The organism is Paenibacillus sp. J53TS2 (assembly GCF_018403305.1).
Classification (GTDB): Bacteria; Bacillota; Bacilli; order Paenibacillales; family Paenibacillaceae; genus Fontibacillus; species Fontibacillus rhizolycopersici.
In genome coordinates this window covers 783,644-801,182 of sequence record NZ_BOSK01000001.1, presented here as the reverse complement: position 1 = coordinate 801,182, position 17,539 = coordinate 783,644, and the positions used below count along the sequence as shown (strand labels likewise).

At 54.0% G+C, this 17,539-nt stretch carries 18 protein-coding genes; 13 read left to right on the top strand and 5 right to left on the bottom strand.

Annotated elements, in window-relative coordinates; all coding sequences use genetic code 11:
- Positions 1 to 4 precede the first annotated feature (4 nt).
- The gene (gene yhbH, locus KJS42_RS03810; RefSeq protein ID WP_155607104.1) at positions 5 to 1,174 is read right to left on the bottom strand and encodes a sporulation protein YhbH; all 1,170 of its coding nucleotides are present in this window, start codon (positions 1,172 to 1,174) and stop codon (positions 5 to 7) included.
- A 367-nt stretch (positions 1,175 to 1,541) separates the two neighbouring features.
- Between yhbH and KJS42_RS03805 the strand changes: the two genes are divergently transcribed.
- Genes KJS42_RS03805 through narI form a run of 7 tightly spaced genes read left to right on the top strand, consistent with a single transcriptional unit; the run spans position 1,542 to position 9,141 of the window.
- Positions 1,542 to 2,021 carry a hemerythrin domain-containing protein gene (locus KJS42_RS03805; RefSeq protein WP_213621993.1) on the top strand — a complete coding sequence of 160 codons (480 nt, stop codon included), beginning with the start codon at positions 1,542 to 1,544 and terminating at the stop codon, positions 2,019 to 2,021.
- Entirely contained in the window at positions 1,975 to 2,298 is a 324-nt protein-coding gene (locus KJS42_RS03800; RefSeq protein WP_155607106.1) for a hypothetical protein, read from the top strand. Before KJS42_RS03805 ends, KJS42_RS03800 begins: the two co-directional genes overlap by 47 nt.
- 6 nt (positions 2,299 to 2,304) lie before the next feature.
- Positions 2,305 to 2,589: a hypothetical protein gene (locus KJS42_RS03795; protein WP_155607107.1), complete on the top strand. Its 285-nt coding sequence runs from the start codon at positions 2,305 to 2,307 to the stop codon at positions 2,587 to 2,589.
- Positions 2,590 to 6,273 (top strand): nitrate reductase subunit alpha, encoded by a 3,684-nt coding sequence (locus tag KJS42_RS03790; protein ID WP_213621992.1) that lies wholly within the window; start codon positions 2,590 to 2,592, stop codon positions 6,271 to 6,273.
- On the top strand, positions 6,263 to 7,762 hold the full coding sequence (gene narH, locus KJS42_RS03785; RefSeq protein WP_213621991.1) for a nitrate reductase subunit beta: 1,500 nt from the start codon (positions 6,263 to 6,265) through the stop codon (positions 7,760 to 7,762). Before KJS42_RS03790 ends, narH begins: the two co-directional genes overlap by 11 nt.
- A gap of 6 nt (positions 7,763 to 7,768) precedes the next feature.
- Positions 7,769 to 8,431: a nitrate reductase molybdenum cofactor assembly chaperone gene (gene narJ, locus KJS42_RS03780; protein WP_244868368.1), complete on the top strand. Its 663-nt coding sequence runs from the start codon at positions 7,769 to 7,771 to the stop codon at positions 8,429 to 8,431.
- Positions 8,432 to 8,451: 20 nt separating this feature from the next.
- A complete protein-coding gene (gene narI / locus KJS42_RS03775; protein ID WP_155607109.1) occupies positions 8,452 to 9,141 on the top strand; it encodes a respiratory nitrate reductase subunit gamma in 690 nt (229 codons plus the stop codon).
- Between the two features lie 81 nt (positions 9,142 to 9,222).
- Here narI and KJS42_RS03770 read toward each other — a convergent pair whose 3' ends face one another.
- The 3 genes from KJS42_RS03770 to KJS42_RS03760 form a co-directional block, all read right to left on the bottom strand.
- Positions 9,223 to 10,077, bottom strand: coding sequence for a DegV family protein (locus tag KJS42_RS03770; protein WP_155607110.1), 855 nt, complete (start codon positions 10,075 to 10,077; stop codon positions 9,223 to 9,225).
- A 38-nt stretch (positions 10,078 to 10,115) separates the two neighbouring features.
- Positions 10,116 to 10,976 (bottom strand): DegV family protein, encoded by an 861-nt coding sequence (locus KJS42_RS03765; protein ID WP_193418288.1) that lies wholly within the window; start codon positions 10,974 to 10,976, stop codon positions 10,116 to 10,118.
- 158 nt (positions 10,977 to 11,134) lie between these two features.
- Positions 11,135 to 11,548, bottom strand: a complete 414-nt coding sequence (locus KJS42_RS03760; RefSeq protein ID WP_155607112.1) for a hypothetical protein — start codon at positions 11,546 to 11,548, stop codon at positions 11,135 to 11,137.
- A gap of 125 nt (positions 11,549 to 11,673) precedes the next feature.
- Between KJS42_RS03760 and KJS42_RS03755 the strand changes: the two genes are divergently transcribed.
- Complete coding sequence (locus KJS42_RS03755) at positions 11,674 to 12,114, top strand: DUF423 domain-containing protein (protein ID WP_418888794.1); 441 nt, start codon at positions 11,674 to 11,676, stop codon at positions 12,112 to 12,114.
- 93 nt (positions 12,115 to 12,207) lie between these two features.
- Here KJS42_RS03755 and KJS42_RS03750 read toward each other — a convergent pair whose 3' ends face one another.
- On the bottom strand, positions 12,208 to 12,759 hold the full coding sequence (locus tag KJS42_RS03750) for a hypothetical protein (protein ID WP_155607113.1): 552 nt from the start codon (positions 12,757 to 12,759) through the stop codon (positions 12,208 to 12,210).
- Positions 12,760 to 13,007: 248 nt separating this feature from the next.
- Between KJS42_RS03750 and KJS42_RS03745 the strand changes: the two genes are divergently transcribed.
- The 5 genes from KJS42_RS03745 to sufU all read left to right on the top strand — a co-directional run bounded on the left by KJS42_RS03745 (position 13,008) and on the right by sufU (position 17,535).
- Positions 13,008 to 13,481 (top strand): Dps family protein, encoded by a 474-nt coding sequence (locus KJS42_RS03745; protein WP_213621990.1) that lies wholly within the window; start codon positions 13,008 to 13,010, stop codon positions 13,479 to 13,481.
- Between the two features lie 311 nt (positions 13,482 to 13,792).
- Positions 13,793 to 14,575, top strand: a complete 783-nt coding sequence (gene sufC, locus KJS42_RS03740) for a Fe-S cluster assembly ATPase SufC (RefSeq protein ID WP_213621989.1) — start codon at positions 13,793 to 13,795, stop codon at positions 14,573 to 14,575.
- A gap of 19 nt (positions 14,576 to 14,594) precedes the next feature.
- Complete coding sequence (sufD, locus tag KJS42_RS03735; RefSeq protein ID WP_213621988.1) at positions 14,595 to 15,896, top strand: Fe-S cluster assembly protein SufD; 1,302 nt, start codon at positions 14,595 to 14,597, stop codon at positions 15,894 to 15,896.
- Positions 15,893 to 17,113, top strand: coding sequence for a cysteine desulfurase (locus KJS42_RS03730; protein WP_213621987.1), 1,221 nt, complete (start codon positions 15,893 to 15,895; stop codon positions 17,111 to 17,113). Before sufD ends, KJS42_RS03730 begins: the two co-directional genes overlap by 4 nt.
- Positions 17,113 to 17,535, top strand: a complete 423-nt coding sequence (gene sufU, locus KJS42_RS03725; RefSeq protein WP_155607189.1) for a Fe-S cluster assembly sulfur transfer protein SufU — start codon at positions 17,113 to 17,115, stop codon at positions 17,533 to 17,535. Before KJS42_RS03730 ends, sufU begins: the two co-directional genes overlap by 1 nt.
- Positions 17,536 to 17,539: the final 4 nt, after the last annotated feature.

Here is a 17,539-nt window from a genome sequence, read left to right as displayed (position 1 = left end):
CTGCTCAACTGGCCGCACCCCCTTCGCGCTTGTGGAAAAACCGCTTTAACGCGTTATAAACCTCGCCCTTTTCCTTAATGACGTAATACATGAATTTCTCCTGCTTGATCGTCCGGTAAGCGGACATCAAGGTGCTGCCGCGGTTGTACTGGTTGACCTCCCCGTACCCAAACAGGTTGCTGCGCTTCATCAGTTCACCGATCAGCTTGACGCAGCGCTCGTTGTCGGAGGTCAGGTTATCACCGTCGGAGAAGTGGAACGGATAGATATTGTAGCTGGACGGCGAATAACGGGAATCGATGATCTCCAGCGCTTTTTGATAAACCGAAGAGCAGATGGTACCGCCGCTTTCCCCCCGGGTGAAAAACTCCTCTTCGCTGACCTCCTTCGCTTCGGTATGATGCGCCAGAAAGACGATCTCCACCTTCTCGTACTGACGCCGCAAAAACCGGGTCATCCAGAAGAAGAAGCTGCGTGCGCAATATTTCTCGAATGCGCCCATCGAACCCGACGTATCCATCATCGCCAGAATGACCGCGTTGGAGCGGGGAACAATGATCTCCTCCCACGTTTTGTAGCGGAGATCATCCGGCGAAATGCCGTGGATGCCAGGGGTGCCGGCAGTTGCGTTCCGGCGCAAGTTCTCCAGAATGGTACGTTTCTTATCGATGTTGGACATCAGGCCTTTTTTGCGGATATCGTTAAAACGAATCGATTCGGTTTCCATTTCTTCTTTGTCTTTCTCCTGGATGTAGGGCAGTTCCATCTCATCGAACAGCATATCCTCCAACTCTTCGATGCTGATCTCGGCCTCCACGTAATCATAGCCAGGTTGATCGCCGGCCTTGCCGCCTTTCCCGCCTTTTCCGTTGTCCTTGGGACTGTCCTGGCCAAGCACATCCCCTACTTCGCTGCTTCCGTCACCTTGGCCGACATGCTTATGTTTTTGGTAGTTATGGATAAAGCGGTACTCTTCCAAATTGCGGAGGGGAACCTTAATGATCTGCTTGCCGTCCGACATAATGATATTTTCTTCGGTGACGAGGTCAGGCAGATTCTGCTTGATGACCTCCCGCACTTTCTCCTGGTGACGCTGTTGATCCTGATACCCTTTGCGATGCAGCGACCAATCCTCTTTGGAGACGACAAAGTTATATCGATCAGGCGTTGGCATAGATGAACACCTCCATATCGGGATTTCCCGGAACGCTATATTTGTGGATGTAAATAAAGTATATTCACGGGGAGGGGCGATATGTGAGGGAGCTTACGCCGGTTTGGAAACATTAAAGTTGGAAAAAAGCGGAGGCTCCCGTTAAGCCGAATCGAAGTTAGAAGGGTTTAAGAAGCCGGGATATGTGCTTCGGCCGCTGACCGAACGGATTCATGGGAGGAACGTTACTTTGAATATGCATGCATGATATTGCCGGGAGCCTTGCGTTAAAGCGAGGCTTCGGGCTTTTTTCTGCCCAAAAAGTGGTATAATTCGGAATTTTAAAGCGAACCCTAGTAAAAATTAGCCATAAAAGGGGTGTGAAAACATGAGATCGGGACCCTCCTTAAGAAATGTGGACAGCCATGCATTGATTCATGAAGCGGTGTTGGAAGAGGCCAAGGAACTCACGGAGCTGCTCGCGCGCTGTTTGAGCCGAGGTGAAACGGAGAAGGCGCTGGATATCGCCTGGATCGCCGTGGAGCATTGGGAATCGCGCACGCTTCAACACGCACAGAGCGAGGAAGAAGGGCTGTACGTCGAGGCGCTCGAACTGAAGCCGCAGCTGAAGGATGTCATCACCGCTTTAACCCGGGATCATCAACTGCTACGGGAACTGGTGGCCGAAATTAGGGATTGCTTGGAGCGGGGAGAGGTCGGGGATCAAGTGGTCTACCGCTTTCAAGCGCTAATCCTGGTTGACCAGCTGCATAACCGGTATGAAGAAGACATGGTGGAAAAAGAAATGGAGGCGGTACGTCATGACGCATCTTCCGGCCCCGAAATTGACGGATTTGCTGCCGGATAAACCGCTCCGCGCAGCTGAGCCGCGGCTTTACTCCCGTTTGACGGATGAGCTCGCGCGCTTGGGTTTGCACCCTTATGACGTCAAGGCGGGAGCGCAGCTCCATGAACGGGGCGTTGCCGTTCGCGTGCGCTACGGCGAGCGGTTTGAACGTCTGGAAAGCGGCGTGATTCCTTGGGATTGGATCGAGCACGATGACGAACGAATCAGGGGATTCCTGCGGGAAGCCGCCGAACGAGTCAAACAGGCATTGATCGCGGATTACTATAAGAGGAGTTGACGGAAGTTGGAGGAAGCACGCGAGCTTGAGTTAATCGTTAGACAGGACCGGGAAGATCTACTTGCGGTGCTGCAGATGCGATTCGGAGTGCCGGAGGCCGATGTCGAGGCGAAGATCGCTTCCATCCATCAGCCGGACGAGCTGCAGCGCTTGATCCTGGCCGCCTGCAATGCCCCCGTCTGGAGCGTGTTCGCAGAAGAGCTGCGTGCCGGAGAGGGCGCGTTCAAGCTGACCGGTGAGCGGTTTAATCCGGTTTCGCAAACGGCATTTGATCAGAAGGGAGATAGTTAAGTGGGCGATAAGCAGAACAAGCTGTTCGAGTCTTTGAAATATTTGCGGCGCGGGGAGCGCATCAATGACGGCTGGACCGAGGAAAGCCCCCGCGGCCGGGATTGGGAGAGCTTGTATCGCGGCCGGTGGCAGCATGACAAGGTCGTTCGCTCCACACATGGTGTCAACTGCACGGGCTCCTGCAGCTGGAACGTGTTCGTGAAGGATGGCATCATTACGTGGGAGACGCAGAAGACCGATTACCCAACGACGGGCGCGGACTTTCCGGAATACGAACCGCGGGGTTGCCCGCGGGGAGCCAGCTTCTCCTGGTACACTTACAGCCCGCTGCGGGTGAAGTACCCGTACATCCGCGGGGATCTATATGAGATGTGGCGCGAGGAGATGGCGGCCGTTAAGGATCCGGTGATCGCCTGGAAGAATATCGTGGACGATCCGAAGAAACGCGCCCGCTATGTTAAGGCGCGGGGCAAGGGTGGTTTCGTCCGCGCGGATTGGGATGTCGCCTGCCAAATGATCGCGGCTGCAACCATTCATACGATCCGCCAGTACGGGCCTGACCGCGTGGTTGGCTTCAGCCCGATTCCGGCAATGTCGATGGTCAGCTATGCGGCAGGAACTCGGTTCCTCTCGCTGATCGGCGGAACGATACTGAGCTTCTATGACTGGTACGCCGATCTCCCGCCGGCTTCCCCGCAGGTGTGGGGGGATCAGACGGATGTGCCGGAGAGCGGAGATTGGTACAATACGAAATACTTTATTATTTGGGGCACTAACATCCCGCAGACCCGTTCCCCTGACGCTCATTTTATGGTGGAGGCCCGCTACAACGGGACCAAGGTCGTCGGCGTGAGTCCGGATTATTCGGAATACGAGAAATTTGCCGATATCTGGCTGCCGGCTAGAGTAGGCACGGACGCCGCGCTGGCCATGGCCATGACGCATGTCATTCTGAAGGAATTTTACGTCGATCAAGAGACCCCTTATTTCAAGGAGTATGTGAAAAAATTTACCGACCTTCCCTTCCTCGTCCTCTTGAAAGAGGGAAACGGAAGCTTCCGCTCGGATCGGTTCCTGCGCGCGGCGGATCTCGGCGACGACCAGGAGCTGGCCGATTGGAAGACGGTGCTCTGGGACGCCGCTACAGGGAAACCGGAAGTGCCAAATGGCAGCCAAGGCTTCCGCTGGGATCAAGACAGCCGATGGAATCTGGATCTGGACAAGCCGGACGGCACACGCATCGATCCGCAGCTGAGTTTTCTTGAGGGCGCGGATGAGGTTGCTCTGGTCGATTTTCCTTATTTCGCGGAACAAGAAGGGCAAACCGTGCAGCGAGGCGTGCCGGTCAAGCACCTGCAAACCCCGTCAGGCGAGACCCTGAAGGTGGCGACCGTATACGACCTAATGATGGCTCATGTCGGCGTTCCTCGGGGGCTGCCCGGCGACTATCCAACCGACTACGATGATAAGAAGCCGTATACGCCGGCCTGGCAAGAAGCGATTACCGGGGTGAAGAAATCGCATTGTATTCAGGTCGCGCGTGAGTTCGCCGACAATGCCGCCAAGACGGGGGGCCGTTCGATGATCGCGATGGGCGGGGGGACCAACCATTGGTACCATAGCGACCAAATCTACCGTGCCATCTTGAACCTGGTGTTATTAACCGGCGCGCAGGGGGTAAACGGCGGCGGCTGGGCTCACTATGTCGGCCAGGAAAAGGTGCGGCCGCTGGAAGGCTGGCAGCAAATTGCCTTTGCCGGCGACTGGATTCGCCCGCCTCGGCTGCAAAACGGCACGTCGTTTTTTTATTTCGCCACAGAGCAGTTCCGGTACGAAGCTCCGGTAAACGAAGAGCAGGTTACGCCATGGGGAGGCCGCTATAGCAAACAGCACCCGGCCGACGTCAATGCGATGGCCGCAAGGCTCGGCTGGCTGCCGTCGTTCCCGCAGTTCAGCCAGAACTCGCTGGAAGTGGCGAAGCAGTTGCGCGAGAAGGGCCTGACGGATGACCGGGAAGCCGTCCAGGAGGTTGCTCGAATGGTCAAGGACGGCGAGCTGGACTTTGCGATCGAGCATCCGAACGATCCGCGTAACTTCCCGCACGTGTTCTTTAACTGGCGTTCCAATCTGCTGGGTGACAGCGGCAAGGGACATGAGTATTTCGCCAAGCATCTGATCGGCGCCGACAACCAGGTCTTAACCGACCCATCCCAGTCCTGGCGACCGAAGGACGTGCACACCGACGATATGCCGCCGGAGGGCAAGACTGATCTCTTCGTCAGCTTGGACTTCCGTATGACGAGCTCCGGACTGTTCTCGGACATCGTGTTGCCTGCGGCGACCTGGTACGAGAAGCATGATCTGAGCAGCACGGACATGCATCCGTTTATCCACCCGTTTAACCCGGCGATCTCTCCTCCATGGCAGAGTAAAAGCGATTGGGATGCTTTCCGTGAAATCGCCAAGACGTTCTCGGAGTTGGCCGAGAAGCATCTTCCCGCTTGTGAGGACGTCATGATGACGCCGCTCGGGCATGACAGCCCGGATGAAGTAGCTCAGGTGCACGGGAAGATCAAGGATTGGCGGAAAGGAGAAATTGAAGCGATTCCCGGCAAGAGCATGCCGCATTTCCTCATCGTCAAGCGCGACTACCCGAATGTCTATGGGAAGATGATCACGTTGGGTCCGAACATCGAGAAGGGGTATAGTTCCAAAGCGGTCAAGATCCCAGGTGAACGGGTGTATAAGCAGCTGAAGGAACGACTCGGGATCTCCAAACGGGAGGGCATTGGCAAAGGCCAGCCGGATTTGTACGATGATCGCCAAGCGATCGAAGCCATCCTGTTGATGTCGGGGGCGACGAACGGAGAACGTGCGGTCGAAGGTTGGCGCGACATGGAGAAGAAGACGGGGAAGCAGCTTGCGGACATCGCCAAACCAAGGGAAGAGGAAGCTTTTACCTTGTTCGATATCACGGCCCAGCCGCGCCAAGCCATTTCTGCACCCGTTTGGAGCGGGCTGGAGAAGGACAACCGCCGGTATTCCCCGTTTACGTTGAACACTGAATACAACATTCCGTGGCGGACGTTAACCGGTCGGCAAAGCTTCTATCTCGATCATGAAATGATCCTTGATTTCGGGGAGGCACTGCCGTTGTATTTGCCGCCGCTGGAGCATGTTCCTTTCCTGAAAGGGGAACGGGAGGTGCCGGGGAACGGGAAATCGCTGACGATCCGTTATTTGACCCCCCACCAGAAGTGGGGTATCCATACGATGTTTACCGATACGAACCAGATGTCAACGTTGTTCCGCGGCTGGCAGGTCGTATGGCTAAACGAGAAGGATGGAGCCTCGATCGGCATAAAGGACAACGACTGGATCGAGGTATATAACCGGAACGGGGTCGTGGCGGCGCGGGCGGTGCTGACGTACCGGATTCCCGAGGGAATCGCTTATATGTACCATGCCCAAGACCGTACGCTTGGCGTGCCCGGCACCTCAATCACCAAGCAGCGGGGCGGCACGCACAACAGCGTGACCCGCATTACGCTCAAGCCGACGCATATGATCGGCGGCTACGCGCAGCTTAGTTACGGCTTCAATTATTACGGGCCGACAGGAAATCAACGGGATACGATGACGATCATCCGTCCGCTGAAGGAGGTAAATTGGCTTGAGGATTAAAACACAGGTCGCGATGGTGATGAACCTCGACAAGTGCATCGGCTGCCATACCTGCTCGGTCACCTGTAAGAACACCTGGACCAACCGCCCCGGCACGGAGTATATGTGGTACAACAACGTGGAGACCCGGCCGGGACCGGGATATCCGAAGGAATGGGAAGATTCGCGGAAATACAAGGGCGGCTGGGTACTGCGCGGCGGCAAGCTGTCGCTGCGGGCCGGCGGGCCGATCGCGAAGCTGGCGAATATTTTTTACAATCCGGACATGGCCGATCTGGACAACTTCTACGAGCCTTGGACGTACGATTACGACAGCCTGCTCCATAGCCCGAAACGCAAGAACCTGCCGGTCGGACGGCCGGTATCCATGATTACGGGCGAATACATGGACAAGCCGACATGGGGCCCCAACTGGGACGATGATCTGGCCGGGGGCAGCGAAATCGTCCCGATGGACCCTAACGTGAAGAAGCTGCAAGAGCACATCGCGTTAGAATACGAGAAGACGTTTATGATGTACCTCCCACGGATTTGCGAGCATTGTCTCAATCCGTCCTGCGTTGCCTCTTGTCCGTCCGGTGCTCTTTACAAGAGGGACGAGGACGGCATCGTGCTCGTCGACCAGGAAGCCTGCCGCGGCTGGCGGTTTTGCATGAACGGTTGCCCTTACCACAAGGTGTATTACAACTGGAACACGCATAAGGCGGAGAAGTGCAATTTCTGCTATCCGCGCACGGAGGCCGGACTCTCGACGATCTGCTCCGAGACATGTGTCGGACGGATCCGTTACATCGGCGTTGTGATGTATGATGCGGACCGGGTCAAAGCCGCCGCAGCCGTGGAGGATCCGCAGGAGCTGTATGAAGCGCAGTTGGGCGTATTCCTCGATCCTAACGATCCCGAAGTCATTAAGGAAGCGAGAAGAACGGGAATCACGGATGCGTGGATCGATGCCGCTCAGCGTTCACCTATTTATAAAATGGCGATGAAATGGAAGGTCGCGCTCCCGCTTCATCCCGAATACCGGACGCTGCCTATGGTTTGGTACGTGCCGCCGCTCAGCCCGATCATGAACCACATCGAGGAAGATGAGCTGCAGACGGACATGTATATCCCGGCGGTGGATCAAATGCGGATTCCGGTGGAATATTTGGCTTCCTTACTGACGGCGGGGGATACGAAAGTAGTTCGGAAGGTTTTGTTGAAAATGACGGCCATGCGCGTAATGATGCGCGATCGCGCCGTCGGAGGGTTGGACGAGCTGAGACGCAGCCGATTGCTGGAGGAAGCGGGAACAACCGTGGAGGAAATCGAGGAGATGGCCCGTCTGTTTGCCGTCGCCAAGCATAACGAACGGTTTGTCATTCCGACCGCGCGGCGGGAAATGATCGGGGAAGCCGGATTACATTATCGCCAAGGCGCTTGCAGCCTGGAGGGAATTACATCGGAGGATGGCTTTATGTCGCAGTATTTTGCCAAGGGGGAATAGATCGATATGGTGGAAGCCATGGAAGCAAAACGCATCGGATTGGTCGTCGCCGCCAAATTGCTTGGATACCCTGACGACGTTTATCCGGAGATCCTGAGGGAGACGGCTGAGGCGGTATCGGAAGTGGAGGATCTTACGTTGAGGAGCCGATTGGAAACGGTAATTCGGCCTTTGCAGTCCCTCCCCCTCCGGGAGCTGCGAGAGAAGTACGTCTGGACCTTTGATTGGAAGGAAAAAACCGGGCTTTATCTCACCGCGCACGAGCTTGGTGACAGCCGCGAACGGGGGGCTGCATTGATTCTGTTGAAGCACATTATCGGCGATGCCGGATTTGTGGCGGCGGCTGGCGAACTGGCCGATTATATGCCGCTGCTGTACGAGCTGCTGGCGATGCGCCCGGATCATGTCCACGTACGGGCACTGGATCTGCGGCTGGCCGTGGCGACGAAGCGCGTTGCCGATCATCTCCCGGAGGACAGCCCTTACCGTGAGGTGTTCGCCTACCTGATGGAAGAGGTATTCGGCGAGCCCTCGGAAGAGGACATCCGCCGATTGGAAGCAAAGCGGGAGCAAGCCGACCTGGACGAACTTCCTTACCCGATTCTTTACGGAATGGATGGGACAGCCCGCACGGGGACGGATCCGACGCAATTCAAAATGTGCAACTGAATGAATGGAGGAAAACCGCAATGACCGGATTATTCTGGTGGGTAGTCTATCCCTACATCGCATTGACGGTGTTGATTCTCGGCTTGCTGTACCGGTTTGCCTTCCGGCAGGCGAGCTGGGCGGCTCCCTCGACGGAAATTTTCGAGAAAAAATGGCTGCGGGTCGGGTCGACGGTGTTTCATTACGGCATCGTCTTCGCTTTCGTTGGCCATGTGATGGGTGTGTTGATCCCGCGAAGCGTTTATCACGCCCTAGGCGTTCACGATGAAACGTATCATTTCTTCGCGATCGTCGGCGGCGGGCTGGCAGGCCTTATGGTGGTATTAGGGCTCGTCCTGCTATTGATTCGCAAAATCCTGAACCGGCGCGTTCGGGCCCATGCCGGCTTTGCCGATTACTTCGCCGTCGTCCTGCTGCTGATCGTCGCTGCCAACGGGACGTATATGACAATCGTTTACAATACGACCGTGGTGGCTTATGAATATCGTACGACGATCGGCCCTTGGTTCCGCAGCCTGCTTGCGTTCCATCCCGATTATCATCTGATGGATACGGTGCCGCTGTTGTTTCAGTTGCATGTGTTGACGGCCTTTCTGCTGTTCGCCTCGATCCCGTTCACGAAGCTGGTGCATATGTTCTCTCTGCCGGTACGCTATCCGGCACGCGCCCCGCAGCAGTACCGTTCGCGGGTGAGCTATAAGCGGCGATAAGGGTGTTGTTAGCCGTAAGCGCAAGAAAGGGAAGGCGAGGGGCGAATGTCCCTTGCCTTCCCTTTTCTCCTAGTGCGTTCGTTAGGCGAGCTTCTTCGTATATAAGATGCCGATCGTTTTGGCGCCGCAGTGGCTGGAAATGACGCAACCGGCATTAGATACCGCGACGAGTCGGGCGTTTGTTTTGGCCTCCAACGCTTCCTTCAGCATGATTGCGTCTTCGTCCGCCAAGGAATGGGTGACGAAGATAAGGTCGTTATCCATCTCGGGCAGGCGGCTAAGCGCGTTGTTTAGAAGCTGATCTAACGCTTTTTCGCGGCTTCCGCGGATCTTGTAAGCTGGGGTCATTTTTCCGTCCTCAACCTTAATGACGGGGCGTATTCTCAGCAGGCTGCCGACGATGTTTTGCATCCCGGAGCAGCGTCCGCCTTTATAGAGATAGTCCAGCGAATCGATAACAAATTCGGTCTCGACCTGCGAACGTACGGCGGTCAGCAAGCGAACGATTTCTTCCACGCTCTTTCCCTCCGACGCGGCCCCGACGGCTTTCATGACCTGAAGACCGATGCCGGTCGATAAGTTCAGGGAATCAAACACGGTAACCGTACCTTCGGTAAACTCCTCTGCGGCGATCAGCGCGTTCTGGTAAGTCGAGGATAGTTCTGAAGACAAGCTGATATATAGGATTCTCTGGCCTTCCTGGGCAAAAGGCGTAAACGCCTGTATAAAGTCCGCAGGGGAAGGTGCTGCCGTCTTCGGTAGCTTGCCCGTTTCGTCGACTTTCCGGTACAGCTCAGGCACCGTCAAATCGACGCCATCCTTATAAGTCTGTTCCGAGAACGTGACGTACAGCGGCACGATGCCGATGTCGTACTGCGTAATCCAATCCGCAGGGAGATCGCAGGTACTGTCCGCAAAAATTTTGATGGAACCCATATGAATCCTCCTAAAAGTTCATTGGTTATCTATGGGACTTAGGAAGCCGGTTGTTTTCTTGTATACATGATTGCGACCGTGTGCGGTCCGCAGTGGCTCGATATGACGCAACCAGCTTCCGCAATGGCGACTTTGCGCGCACCGGTCTGTTCCCGCAGGATGACGGCCAGCCGCTGCGCTTCTTCCTCGGCAAGGGTATGAGCGACCAGGATTAAATCCTGATCCATTTTATCCTTATCGGCCAGGGCGTTGTCGAGCATTTGCTGCACGGCTTTCTCCTTGCGGCCCCGAACCTTGTAAGCCGGGATGATGTTTCCGTCCACAAGCTTCAGCACCGGCCGGATTTGCAGCAGACTGCCGATGAAATTTTGCATCCCGGAGCAGCGTCCGCCTTTATACAAATATTCCAGCGTATCGATAACGAATTGGGTCTCCACCTGAGGGCGCATCGCGGCGACTTGTCCGGCGATTTCCGCGGCTTCAAAGCCCTTCTCGGCAAGCTGCACGGCCTTCATAACGAGCAATCCAATACCGCTGCATAGGGTAAGGGAATCAACGACATGGATCCGGCCCTCGGGAAATTCCGCGGCAGCGATTTGCGCGTTCTGGTAAGTGGACGAGAGCTTGGAGGACAAGCTGATATACACGATGTCCCGTCCTTGATCGATATAAGGGCCAAAGGCATCCATAAAGTCTTTCGGGGACGGAGCCGTTGTCTTAGGCAGATTTCCCTCGGCCTCCACCCGGCGATAGATATCGGGCGGGGTAATGTCGATGCCGTCCCGGAACGTCTCATCACCGAATACGACGCAAAGCGGGACCAGTCCGATCTCATGCCGTTCGGCCCAACCGGCTGGAAGGTCCGAGGTACTATCCGCGAAAATTTTCACATTAGACATAAGCAGTCTCCTTGGTTAGTTGATACGAATTCTTAGTAGATGAAAAAAGCAACTTCTCACTATTCTAACAAAAAGAACGAGACTAGGAAAAGCCCCAAGTCCGCGTCACCGTACCCGCGAGGCTTGGGGCTTGAAACGGCGGCATCAAGCCGCCACTGTTACGGGGCGGTAAGGCTGCCCAAAACGAACAACATGATGAGCATCAACAAAGATAACGCTGAGAAAATCGTGCCTAAAATCGCAAACACTTTACGTCGGTTTTTGACCGCTAGGCCGATAATACCCAAAATCAGTGCGATCAGGTCCAACAAACCGGATACGAGAAACAGTAAAATGCCGAGCAAAGCGCCGGTTCGCTGCAGCAGGTCTTCAGCGATCACGTTTGCTGGCTGGTCCATGATCTCTAGTACCGTGGACGTAATCAGCGCTAGCGATACGATATAGCCGATTACGGCAAGTAAGCTGAGGACGAATGAAGCGATGCCTGGTCCGGAGAACTTCATCCGATAGGCGGGCTCAAAAGGCGCATTGTAAGAGGATACGGGTTCTTGCTCTGATTGGCGATAATCCATTTGAAAACTCCTTTAATACGGTAATGTAAACCTATTCAAGAACATCTTTAAATATCCTTCCGAAAATTGCAAGGACATTTTTGGGGAGGAGGGATTGCAGTGGAAAATAGACGAAGCTCTGCGGTATGATGGACATGAAAACGGTGGACATACTCAGAGAGGGGCGAAATGCGATCGTGCAGCGAAAATATGCGGGAATCGGTGCCATTGTCATGCTTCTAGCCGTGGCGTTTGGAGCGTTCGGCGCTCATATCCTGAAGGAACGGATCGGCGAGTCGGCCATTGGGACTTTCGAGACCGGGGTTCATTACCAGATGATCCATGGCATTGCGATGCTTGTGGCCGCTTTGTTTTCCGGAAAATGGGGAGAATCCCGGCGCCTGTTGTGGAGCGGAAGATTGTTTCTGATCGGTGTGATTCTATTTTCGGGCAGTTTATACGGGCTATCCACATTGGACTTCCGATGGCTTGGTCCGGTGACGCCGCTTGGCGGCGTAGCTTTTCTGGGAGGTTGGTTGCTGCTTGCACTTGAGGCCTGGAAGGGTACTTCTCGGGCGGGGGCTTAAAGAACCCGCCTGATTTGAGTGTCGAAATCAAAAGGGCTGGCGAATCCTGCTTGGCAGGAAACGTCAGCCCTTTGACATGATCCGGTGAACCGTTTAAGTATCCAGAAAGTCGATGACTTCGCTCAGTTTTAGCGTATAGACCTGCTTCTCGTCGACGTGGTATACGTTTAGAGCGTAGGTTTCCGGAAGGAAATTCAGAATTCGGCAGGGAATGCTCGTCCGCTTCCCGTTTCGGTTGACATACAGCCGGACCAACTTGTTCCCGGTGATGTAGCCTTGAATCCAAGCCTGGAATTCCTCGCTGGCCGCAATATCCTTGAAGTTGCCTGAAGCCGGGGCAGCCGGTTCGTTTTTCTTCTTCTCGGCCGCAGCCGGAGGCTGTGGCGTCTGTTTGGCGCTATTCTTGGTTGAGGCGACTCTGGCTTTATCAATACGGGACTGCTTGCGGGAAGCTAAGGTCGATTCAATGATTTGTCCCAACTCTATTCCGGAATTAATGCGGAAATCTATGATGTCTGAGCTGCCGTTTAGCAGCTTCAGCAGCGCTTGCAATGCCAACGGGTTCGTCGTGCCCTTGATCAGAATTTCGACGTTGAACAAGTAACCCAATTCTTCCTCATGATGTTGACCAGTGTGATTGTCCATAATTCCCCCAAATATTGCGTGTTATCCTTTTATGTTGAAAATACCCAAATAATCATAGCACCACTAATACAACAATCATAGTCCAAATTCATGAAAAAAACACTGAGCATTGCTGGAAACCGAAAGAAAGCGTTTGCCGCAGCAAACAGGCGGAACGTAAACTGGATGTCCACCATCTTTCTGTTTCGCTTAACTTGAATTCGGGTAAGATAATGACATCTTATTCTATATAGAAAGCAGGGATGAGGATGGCCAATTCGGAAACGAAATCTACAGGAAAAACGAAGAAATCGAGCCTGGAGCAACTGTTGAACGAACAGGTCGCCAACTTGAATGTGCTTTATGTGAAATTGCACAACTATCATTGGTATGTGAAAGGGAGCGACTTTTTTCGACTGCATGCCAAATTTGAAGAATTATATAATGAAGTTTCTGAGCAAATGGATGCCGTCGCTGAACGGATGCTGACGCTAAAATGGAACCCGGCAGCAACGCTGAAGGAGTACTTGGAACTTGCCACCATCCAGGAGGCGGGCGGTAAGGAGGAGCCGCAGGCAATGGTGCAGCACGTGCTTGAGGATTTAGCAACCTTGACCGAGGCGTACAACGAAGGGATTGCGCTGGCTGACAAGGCCGAGGATCATGCCACCAGCGATCTGTTGACCGGCTACGTTGGCAGTCTTGAGAAGCAGATGTGGATGCTCCGGGCCTATTTGGGTTAACCCTGCTTTGTTACAAGTTCATACAAGTGAGGCATTTCCACAAGGGCTTGGCCGTAAGCAAGGGCCGGGTCCTTTTACTTTGGGTAACAATGGGAATTTCGACTTGTCTGTGACAAAGAGTATAGCATACGGGTTTATATCCGCTGGCATACGTTGCTTATGCCAATAAAGTAGGTTAGAATGGAAATGAGAATCAATGAGAATCACTTAGAATCATTCTAATGTGATAATTGTTATGATATAATGGCAACAACAAGGGCGGCGTCCCTGAGCAAATAACGTTAATATTTGTGGATGGAAGGAGCAGTTACATGGCAACGCATTTTGTAGTTGAGGGACTTAAGGCGACAATCGAGGAGAAGGAGATCCTGAAAGGGATCAATCTTGAGATAAAAGGCGGGGAAATCCACGCTATCATGGGACCTAACGGGACCGGGAAAAGTACGCTGGCATCTGCGCTAATGGGCCATCCGAAGTTTGAAGTGACGGACGGTAAAGTGACGCTGAACGGTGAAGACGTGTTGGAGATGGCCGTTGACGAGCGCGCACGCGCAGGTCTGTTCCTGGCGATGCAATATCCTAGTGAAATCGCAGGCGTGACGAACTCGGACTTCTTGCGTAGTGCAATTAATGCCCGCCGCGACGAAGGGAACGAGATTTCCCTGATTAAATTCATTCGCCAAATGGAAGGCCAAATGAAAGTGCTGGAGATGAATCCAGAGTTCGCGCACCGTTATTTGAATGAAGGTTTCTCCGGCGGCGAGAAGAAACGGAATGAGATTTTGCAAATGCTGCTGCTGGATCCGAAGATCGTTGTTTTGGATGAAATCGACTCTGGTCTCGACATCGACGCCTTGCGGATCGTAGCCAATGGGGTGAACTCCATGCGCAGCGAAGACCGTGGTTTCCTGATTATTACCCACTACCAACGCTTGTTAAACTATATCAAACCGGACTTCGTTCACGTCATGATGCAAGGTCGCATCGTGAAATCCGGCGGTCCTGAGCTAGCCGAACGCCTGGAGGCCGAAGGTTATGATTGGGTCAAGGAAGAGCTGGGCATTGTGGACGAAACGGTTGGTCAAGAAGCCTAATCGGAAGGAGGAGTAGAGAATGACGACACAAACCGTACTTCCGGTAGAAGCGGAGCAATTGAAACAACTTTCCGCGAAGCGCGGCGAACCGGCTTGGCTGACGGACAGCCGGTCGAAGGCGCTGCAGCTGGCGACGGAACTGGAACTGCCTAAATTGGAGAAGACGCGGATTGACCGCTGGGATTTAACGAATTTTGGAAAGCTTGATCAGACCCACGACACAAATCCGCAGCAGCTTCCCGACAGCATTCAATCGCTAGTCGATTTGACGGAGCAGAGCAATTTGCTTGTTCAGCGTAATGCAGATACGGTATTTACTCGTCTGGCACCGGAATTGGCTAGCCAAGGGGTCATCTTCACGGATTTGGAAACGGCAGTACGTGAGCATGGCGACCTCGTAAAGGCGCACCTTCACAGTGTCGTAAAACCGGACGAAAACCGTTTGTCCGCTTTGCATGCAGCATTGTGGAACGGCGGCGTATTCCTATATATTCCGAAGAACGTGGTGATTGATACGCCGCTGCAGAGCATTTTCCTGTTGGACAATGCGGGAGCTGCGTTTGCGCCGCACATATTGATCGTAGCGGATACGAACAGCCGAGTGACCTATGTGGATAACTATATTTCTGTGGACTTGAATGGAAACATTGTGCATAACGGTGCGGCCGAAGTGGTGGTAAAACCGGGTGCCAAGGTTCAATTTGCCACGGTTCACCATTTGGGCGAGCAAGCGACAGATATGACGTACCGCCGCGCCGTAGTCGAAAACGACGGAAGCATCGAATGGATTATCGGAGAAATGAACAGCGGCGATTCAGCGAGCGAAACGCTGTCCATCTTGAAAGGGAACGGTTCGACCTCTGATGCGAAGGTGATCGCCGTCGGTTCGGGGAAACAACGTTTGAACTACACGACGAAGGCAGTCCATTACGGCAAGAGCTCGACCAGCCAAATGATCACCCGTGCAGTCATTCGGGAAGAGGCGACCGCTATCATCAACGGCATTACGAAGATTGAGAAAGGCGCCACTAAAGCGGATGGTCAGCAAACCGAGAAAGTGCTGATGCTAAGCCCGAAAGCGCGTGGAGACGCGAACCCGATTCTGCTGATTGACGAGGATGACGTCACGGCAGGACATGCGGCTTCCGTAGGGCAAGTCAATCCGGAGCAAATCTATTATTTGATGTCCCGTGGGATTTCCCGTGCAGATGCGGAGCGTCTAGTCATCTATGGCTTCCTCGCTCCTGTCGTATCGGATATTCCGTTGGAACAGCTGCAGAAGCAACTGCAAGGCCTGGTGGAAAGGAAGTTGGGACAATGAGCATTCACGCCGAAGAGCTCAAGAAACAATTCCCGATTTTGCAGCAGGAAGTCAACGGGCATCCGCTCGTATATCTCGACAGTGCGGCTTCTTCACAGAAGCCGGCTGTCGTAATTGAATCAATCAAGCATTATTACGAATGGGATAATGCGAATGTGCATCGCGGCGTTCACACGCTGGGCAGCCGGGCGACCGATGCTTACGAGAACGCACGCGAGAAGGTAGCTCGATTCATCGGTGCAGCGCGCCGGGAAGAGATCATCTTTACCCGCGGTACCACTACGGCGTTGAATCTGGTCGCTTCCTCTTACGGGGCGGCAGCTGTCGGTGAAGGGGACGAAATCGTCATTACTCCGATGGAGCATCATAGTAATCTCATTCCATGGCAACAGCTAGCATTAAAGAAGAAAGCAGTATTGAAATACATTCCGCTGCAACCGGACGGTCATATCGATCTGGCGGATGCGGAGAAGACGATCACCGCGAAGACGAAGATTGTGGCAACGGCCTACGTTTCCAACGTTCTTGGCGTCGTGAATCCGATCAAGGAGCTCGCGGCCATCGCTCATCGGCATGGGGCAGTTATGGTCGTCGACGGCGCCCAAAGCACCCCGCACATGAAGGTCAACGTACAGGATCTGGACGCGGATTTTTATGCCTTTTCCGGCCACAAGATGTGCGCGCCTACTGGAATTGGGGTACTATATGGGAAGAAGCAACTGCTGGAATCCATGGAGCCGATTGAATACGGCGGGGAAATGATCGACGATGTTGGGCTGTATGAATCAAGCTGGAAGGAGCTTCCGTGGAAATTCGAAGGTGGGACGCCTATCATCGCTGGCGCAGTTGGGCTGGCGGCGGCCATTGATTTCCTGGAAGGTATCGGGCTTGAGGAAATTCACCGGCATGAGGCTAAACTCGCCGGTTATGCGATGAACCGCCTGTCTGAAATTGAAGGGCTGACTCTATACGGACCGCGTGAGCGCGAAGTGGGCTTGATTACCTTCAATCTGCAGGATATTCATCCGCATGACGTTGCAACCGTGCTTGATGCTTCCGGCATCGCCATCCGGGCGGGCCATCACTGCTGCCAGCCGCTTATGCGCTGGCTTGAAGCGAGCGCAACGGCCAGAGCCAGCCTGTATTTGTACAATACGGAACAGGATATCGACCGACTGGCGGAAGCTTTAATCCAAACAAAGGAGTATTTTGGGTGATGCAACTGGACGATCTGTACCGCCGAGTCATAATGGATCATTATAAGAACCCGCGCAACCGCGGGAAGTTTGAGGAAGGCGCGCTGACGGTGGATTTGAACAATCCGACTTGCGGCGACCGTATTTCCTTGCAGCTCATTGTGGAAGATAACGTCGTCAAGGACGCCCGTTTTACCGGGGAAGGCTGCTCCATCAGCATGTCGTCGGCTTCGATGATGACGGAAGCCGTCAAGGGCCGGACTTTCGATGAAGCGATGGACCTGGCCGGACGGTTCTCCCGGTTGATGATTGGCGAGTCGGTGGACTTTGACGATTATGAAGATCTCGAGGCCTTATCTGGCGTTAATAAATTTCCTGCCCGCATCAAATGCGCTACGTTAGCTTGGAACGCGCTGAAAAAAGGAATCCAAGCGGATAACTAATCCC

Bases quoted from the DNA above. Each gene is read 5' to 3' on its own strand.
- yhbH (WP_155607104.1), bottom strand. From the start codon at position 1,174: ATGCCAACGCCTGATCGATATAACTTTGTCGTCTCCAAAGAGGATTGG.
- KJS42_RS03805 (WP_213621993.1), top strand. From the start codon at position 1,542: ATGAGATCGGGACCCTCCTTAAGAAATGTGGACAGCCATGCATTGATT.
- KJS42_RS03800 (WP_155607106.1), top strand. From the start codon at position 1,975: ATGACGCATCTTCCGGCCCCGAAATTGACGGATTTGCTGCCGGATAAA.
- narJ (WP_244868368.1), top strand. From the start codon at position 7,769: ATGGTGGAAGCCATGGAAGCAAAACGCATCGGATTGGTCGTCGCCGCC.
- narI (WP_155607109.1), top strand. From the start codon at position 8,452: ATGACCGGATTATTCTGGTGGGTAGTCTATCCCTACATCGCATTGACG.
- KJS42_RS03770 (WP_155607110.1), bottom strand. From the start codon at position 10,077: ATGGGTTCCATCAAAATTTTTGCGGACAGTACCTGCGATCTCCCTGCG.
- KJS42_RS03765 (WP_193418288.1), bottom strand. From the start codon at position 10,976: ATGTCTAATGTGAAAATTTTCGCGGATAGTACCTCGGACCTTCCAGCC.
- KJS42_RS03760 (WP_155607112.1), bottom strand. From the start codon at position 11,548: ATGGATTATCGCCAATCAGAGCAAGAACCCGTATCCTCTTACAATGCG.
- KJS42_RS03755 (WP_418888794.1), top strand. From the start codon at position 11,674: ATGATGGACATGAAAACGGTGGACATACTCAGAGAGGGGCGAAATGCG.
- KJS42_RS03750 (WP_155607113.1), bottom strand. From the start codon at position 12,759: ATGGACAATCACACTGGTCAACATCATGAGGAAGAATTGGGTTACTTG.
- KJS42_RS03745 (WP_213621990.1), top strand. From the start codon at position 13,008: ATGGCCAATTCGGAAACGAAATCTACAGGAAAAACGAAGAAATCGAGC.
- sufC (WP_213621989.1), top strand. From the start codon at position 13,793: ATGGCAACGCATTTTGTAGTTGAGGGACTTAAGGCGACAATCGAGGAG.
- sufD (WP_213621988.1), top strand. From the start codon at position 14,595: ATGACGACACAAACCGTACTTCCGGTAGAAGCGGAGCAATTGAAACAA.
- KJS42_RS03730 (WP_213621987.1), top strand. From the start codon at position 15,893: ATGAGCATTCACGCCGAAGAGCTCAAGAAACAATTCCCGATTTTGCAG.
- sufU (WP_155607189.1), top strand. From the start codon at position 17,113: ATGCAACTGGACGATCTGTACCGCCGAGTCATAATGGATCATTATAAG.